The sequence below is a fragment of the Mycobacterium sp. TH-M116 genome, assembly GCF_057473685.1.
Genome location: NZ_JBYCLC010000391.1, coordinates 1 through 5,284, shown reverse-complemented (window position 1 = coordinate 5,284; position 5,284 = coordinate 1). Strand labels below are relative to the sequence as shown.

The following is a 5,284-nucleotide window of genomic DNA, read 5'->3' as shown; positions in this document are numbered from 1 at the left end:
GTGGTCAGAATGGCCGTCGGCGACGCGTCACGCAGGACCGCACCAACGCGCTCGTCAGTGGCACCGCCCAGCGGAACGGACAGCGGAACGGCGATCTGCCCGGCCTGCAATGCGCCCAGAAACGCGACAATGTAGTCGAGTCCTTGTGGGGCCGATATCACCACGCGATCACCGGTGGACCCGTGCGCCGTCAGCTCCCGAGCGACGTTCAGCGTTCGCCGATACAACTGCGACCACGTCAAGCTTTCTGTGACGCCCGCCCAATCCCGCTCGTAGTCAGCGAACGTCAGCGCTGTCTGATGGGGGCGCAGACGCGCTTGCTCCCGCAGGGCAGCGGGAAGGCAGGACTCAATCACAGAGTGAGGATACTAACACTGTCCAACACGGGTATCGTCTGTCTTCGTGATCGAGCTTGACAGCGTGGCCAAGGCTTTCGACGGGACAACTCACGCGTTGCAGGACGTCAGCTTTGCAGTCCCGACGGGGTCGGTGTGTGCCCTGCTCGGTCACAACGGCGCCGGCAAGACGACCACGATCAAGATCCTGTCAACGTTGCTGCGGCCCACCTCCGGCCGGGCAATCGTGGCCGGTTACGACGTCGTCCGGGACCCGGCGCAGGTTCGGGCAAGCATCGGGAGCATCGGACAGCTTGCCGCGCTCGATTTTGAGCTCACCGGCCGGCAGAACCTGGTGTTGTTCGGCCGGCTGCGGGGAATGCGGCGCAAACATGCGCGACTGCGCGCGGACGCTTTGATCCATCAGTTCGAGATGTCGCACGCCGCCGACCGGCCGGTGCGAACCTATTCGGGTGGCATGCGGCGCCGTATCGATATCGCCGCCGGATTGATGGTTACGCCCGAGGTGCTCTTTCTCGACGAGCCGACAACCGGGTTGGACCCGCGTAGTCGCCGGGATGTGTGGGGCTTGGTGTCGTCCTTGTCGGCCCAGGGTGTCACCATCCTGCTCACGACCCAGTATCTCGAAGAAGCCGACGTGCTCAGCGATTCGATCGTCGTCCTGAACAAAGGTCGTATTGTCGCCAACGGGACCGCCGAAGACCTCAAGCGCCGCGTCGGACTGGGCTATTGCACGGTGAGTCCTGTCAATCCCGGCGACCTCTCCAAGATCTTCTCTGCGGTCGCCGATCTCGACGGCGCCGAAGCCGACTACGACGCGAACACCGTGTCGGTGCGCGCGCCCGACGGTGTTGCGATGCTTGGGGAGGTGTTTCGCCGGGTGGACCGGCTTGGCGTGGAGCTGCTCGACATAGCGCTGCGCAAGCCGTCCTTGGACGAAGCGTTCATCCACCTGACGGAGAGCGTCACCACGTGACCGCGATTGCTGCTCTGACCGAGCGCGTTGTACTCGCCACGATGCGCGATGACCTGCCGTTCGCGGTTTTGGCGCCCGTCGCCAACTTCGTATTCTTCAACCTCGCTCTGGGCAAAGTGATCGACACCGGTGGCATGAGCTACCCCGAGTACGTCCTACCGGCCATCCTGATCCAGGTGATCTTTCTCGGTGGGCTGACAACCGTCGACAGGGCCGCCCGAGACGAGTTGAGCGACTTCGCGGATCGGCTCCGGACACTTCCCATAGCCACCCTGGCACCGGTGACGGCTCGAATGTTGTACTGCCTCTTCCGTGGCATCCTCGGTCTGCTCGCCACGATCGCTGTCGGGTACGCGTTCGGCTTCCGGATGTTCGGCGGTTTCATTTATGTGGCGGCTTTCGTCGCTCTTTCGCTGGTGTTGACGCTGGCGTTGTCGCTGGCCGCCGACACTGCCGGGGTTCGTGCGGCAGCCACGAAACGTGGGATCAGGGGCGGGTTGCTCGCTCACATGCTCCTGGTTCCCCAGTTGCTGCTGTTCATGCTGTCGACCGGGATGGCGCCGGCCGACGCCTTTCCGGATTGGCTGCATCCGTTCGTGCGCTATCAGCCTGTTTCGCAGGTCACCGAAACCCTGCGGGGGTTCGCCACCGGCCATGTCGTGGTCAACAATCTGGCGGCCAGTGTGGCGTGGTGCGTTGGTCTGCTGGTGCTGTTCGGCGCACTCGCGGTCCGGGCACAGAGGCGGCTGCAATGAGCGAGGAGATGCCGCCGCGGAGCTCACTGGCCGCCGAGAGTCTGGTGTTCACGAGCCAGCTGCTCACCCGGTGGCGGCACCAGCCGTCGATGCTGATCGAGGGTCTGGTGTACCCGACCTTTCTGCTGGTCACCTTCAAATTGTTGTTGGGCAAGTCGCTACTCAGAATCACCGGCACAGACAGTCTTTACAGCTTGGTGCCGATGTGCGCCGTGGTCGGTGCGATGTTAGGCGCGGTTGCCGCCGGCCGCAGCATGACCCTCGAGCGCGACGGGGGTCTGATCGGCAGACTGTGGGTTTTTCCCGTTCACCGGGCCAGCGCCCTGACCGGTCGACTAGTCGCCGAGGCGGCGCGCACGTTGATGAGCTCCGCGCTGATCACCGCGGTCGGTGTCGGGCTCGGGCTGCGCTTCAAAGGCGGCTGGCTCGCTGTGATCCCGTTCGTATTGGTGCCGGTGCCGGTGATCGTGGTCTTCTCGACGGCGGTGATAGCGGTCGCCGTGCGCGCCAAGACCGGCGCCGTGCTCAGCTGGCTAGGGGTGCCGGCCACCGGTTTGGTGTTCGCCAGCTCTGGTGTGGTTCCCGCTCAAGCGCTGCCGTCGTCGGTGCGGCTCAGTGTCCAGCTTCAGCCGATGTGGGGGCCGATCGAGGCCATGCGTGCCTTTGCCGAAGGCGGTCCCGTGCTGTGGCCGCTCCTACTGACCGTTACATGGACTCTTGGTCTGGCTGCACTGCTCGGGCCACTGGCCGTGCGCGGCTACCGTGCCGCCGCGCAAGCCGGCCACTGACACGATCAGGGGCAGATTCCGACCCACATCGGGTCATTCGCCAGTTGTTCGCAGCGGGTTACCAGGCCACGCACTGACTGTTCGGTGTTGATCGCAGCGGGGATCGGGGACAGGGTGAAGAAGACGATCGCGACTGCGAACCAGATCCGGGTGCCTCGGGTGGCCGGTCGGGCGGATTCGGTTTGGCGGCTCGCGAAGAGCAGGTAGACGACGCCCACATCGAAGGAGATCGCGATCCACCACCGAGTCCAATCGGCGGAGGTCGCAAACACCGGAAGCAACAACAGTGCCGCCAGAATGACCCACGAAAGCCGTCCCTGCATGGTGTGGCGAACTCGCGCGAATGGCACGCCGGAAAAGCCCCTGATCGCCAGCATCGTCAGGGTGAGGATGACCATCCCGGCCAGAGTCGACATGATCAAAGGGCCCCAACCGATCTGGTCGGGTCCTATGAGGGGTGTCTTTCTTGTTGTGACGGTGATGAAGCGGCAAGTCCAGTCGTGATAGTCGACGTAGGCGTGTTCGCCGCTCGGTGTCTGACCGGGTGCCCAGCGCACGGCCCGGTGCGGCAATCGAGCACACTGCGGCGATACATCGCGTCGTCGCAGCAGCGCGATCGTCAGCGCGACGATCAAACCTGGGGCCACGGCGAGTACTGCGCTGCGACGCTGGATTGTGGCGGAACCGTGCACCAGAACCACGATTGCCAGGACCGCGCCGAGCGCCTGCAGAAACGGAACCGCCTCGTGGAGCAGGGTCAGGACCGCAATCGTCACGCCATAGACGCCGCTCGCAACCGGAGGCGTTCGGTCTCTTCTCGCCGAAGCGAGCACCACCGCGAACACTGCCAGCGCGGCCTCGCCGACAAGGTCGGGCGTTGGCAACATGACGGCGTGCACAAAGCCCAACGGCAGCACCGGGGTGAGCAGGGCCAGCATCAGCCGGCGTTCCGAGCGGCCGAATCGGACTGCCGCCGTCCACGCCACCGCCGCGATGCCGACTCCGAAGAGCGCCGGCACGAGCCAGCGAAAAATCAACAGGCCGGTGAAGTAAAGGTCAGCGGGAAAAGGGTCCAGGATCGCGCCGCCGAGCCCCCGCCTGACAAAGCCTTGGCTGTAATCGACCGCGTAGTACGCGAAAAACTGCAAATTAGGTTCGTAGGTACTCGCGAAGAAAACCCATGACGCCATATACATCAGCAGCAGCAGGCCGACGATCGCGTAGACGAGTCGGCGTCGGGTGCCGAATTCGTTCGATGCGGTTTCGACGGGACGGTCCGCGTCGCACACGAGCGAACTCGCACGCCGATCCAGCGACTCTGCGTCAGAACTCATGCTGTGGCCGCAGCGGGAGCGGCCCGCCATGTGTCTGGTCGAGCCATTGCCGCAGGCATTCGGTCTCCCCGTCGCGTCGTAACTTTCGCGTGAAGTGAGACACTATACGGCTCAGGTCCAGCGGCGCGGTGCCCGAGGTCCCCGCCTGATTCTCGATGCGGGGGGGCGGACGTGGTCAGCTGGAGAAGTGCGCCTGGTCGACGTGCTCGGCCACCCGCAGGGCGTTGGCCGCGACAGTCAAGCTGGGGTTCAGCCCGGCGCTGGAAGGGAAGAATGAGGTGTCCACCACATAAAGGTTGCCTACTTCGTGCGCCCGGTTGTGTGGGTCGAGCACGCTGGTCTTGGGATCCGTGCCGAAGCGACAGGTCCCGCAGACGTGGCCCAGGTTCGCGTTGGCTTCGCCGCTCCCCACGGACTTGTGGCGAAACGGCTGCAACACCGCGTTCACTTGGCGCAAAAACGTCGCGCGGCGCTCAATCTCACTGCGGTGTAAGCGGTACTGAATACGCAGCCGCTGGCGGCCGTCCAGGCTGGGCCGGTCGTAGGGCAGGACGCGGTTCTCCAGATAGGGCAGGTCTTCTGTCATCGCGGCCAGCACAAGTCCGCCGGTGAACAACCGCTCGTAGATCTGGCGCACTGCCGGGCTCATCGCACGCAGCGCTTTGCCCCGCCAGTCGGGGCGGTTGGTCAGCCACTGCATGGGTGGGATTGCGCCGAATGACTGCACGGTGCCGTGTTTTTGGCCCTCCCAGAAGTAGAAGTCGTTGAGCCCGATCTCCTTGTTGGCGGCGCTGGTCTTGTGGTTCGGGTGCGGCCAGACCTCGATCGTGTCCAGTAGGTGGCGCATCAGGTTGCGCCCGACCCAGTCGGAGCCGTTTGCCAGTCCGTTGGGCCACTGCGCGCAGCGGGAATTGAGCAGTAGCAGTGGGGTGGCAAGTGCGCCGGCGGCCAGCACCACGACCTTGGCTTTGAGAGCCAGCATGTCGGAGTGGTGTTGGGCGATCACGTGCCCGACGTGGGTGTGGTCGGCTTCCAGGCGCAGCACCCGGCATTGGGTCAGCAGGTGGGCGCCGTG

At 64.6% G+C, this 5,284-nt stretch carries 6 protein-coding genes; 3 read left to right on the top strand and 3 right to left on the bottom strand.

Annotation, left to right across the window (positions count from 1 at the left end):
• Positions 1 to 356: AMP-binding protein (locus AC2VOK_RS20350; RefSeq protein WP_428902059.1), on the bottom strand; the 356-nt coding region annotated here is incomplete at its 3' end.
• Between the two features lie 46 nt (positions 357 to 402).
• On the opposite strand from AC2VOK_RS20350, the gene AC2VOK_RS20345 reads away from it, so the two are divergent.
• Genes AC2VOK_RS20345 through AC2VOK_RS20335 form a run of 3 tightly spaced genes read left to right on the top strand, consistent with a single transcriptional unit; the run spans position 403 to position 2,875 of the window.
• Positions 403 to 1,332, top strand: coding sequence for an ATP-binding cassette domain-containing protein (locus AC2VOK_RS20345; RefSeq protein WP_428902058.1), 930 nt, complete (start codon positions 403 to 405; stop codon positions 1,330 to 1,332).
• Between the two features lie 41 nt (positions 1,333 to 1,373).
• Complete coding sequence (locus AC2VOK_RS20340) at positions 1,374 to 2,087, top strand: ABC transporter permease (RefSeq protein WP_428902057.1); 714 nt, start codon at positions 1,374 to 1,376, stop codon at positions 2,085 to 2,087.
• A complete protein-coding gene (locus AC2VOK_RS20335; protein WP_343708893.1) occupies positions 2,084 to 2,875 on the top strand; it encodes an ABC transporter permease in 792 nt (263 codons plus the stop codon). Before AC2VOK_RS20340 ends, AC2VOK_RS20335 begins: the two co-directional genes overlap by 4 nt.
• Positions 2,876 to 2,880: 5 nt before the next feature.
• On the opposite strand, the gene AC2VOK_RS20330 is transcribed toward AC2VOK_RS20335, so the two are convergent.
• Together AC2VOK_RS20330 and AC2VOK_RS20325 are read right to left on the bottom strand one after the other, a co-directional pair.
• The gene (locus AC2VOK_RS20330) at positions 2,881 to 4,164 is read right to left on the bottom strand and encodes a hypothetical protein (RefSeq protein ID WP_428902056.1); all 1,284 of its coding nucleotides are present in this window, start codon (positions 4,162 to 4,164) and stop codon (positions 2,881 to 2,883) included.
• A 220-nt stretch (positions 4,165 to 4,384) separates the two neighbouring features.
• The coding region (locus tag AC2VOK_RS20325) for a GMC oxidoreductase (protein WP_428902055.1) at positions 4,385 to 5,284 on the bottom strand (900 nt) is incomplete at its 5' end.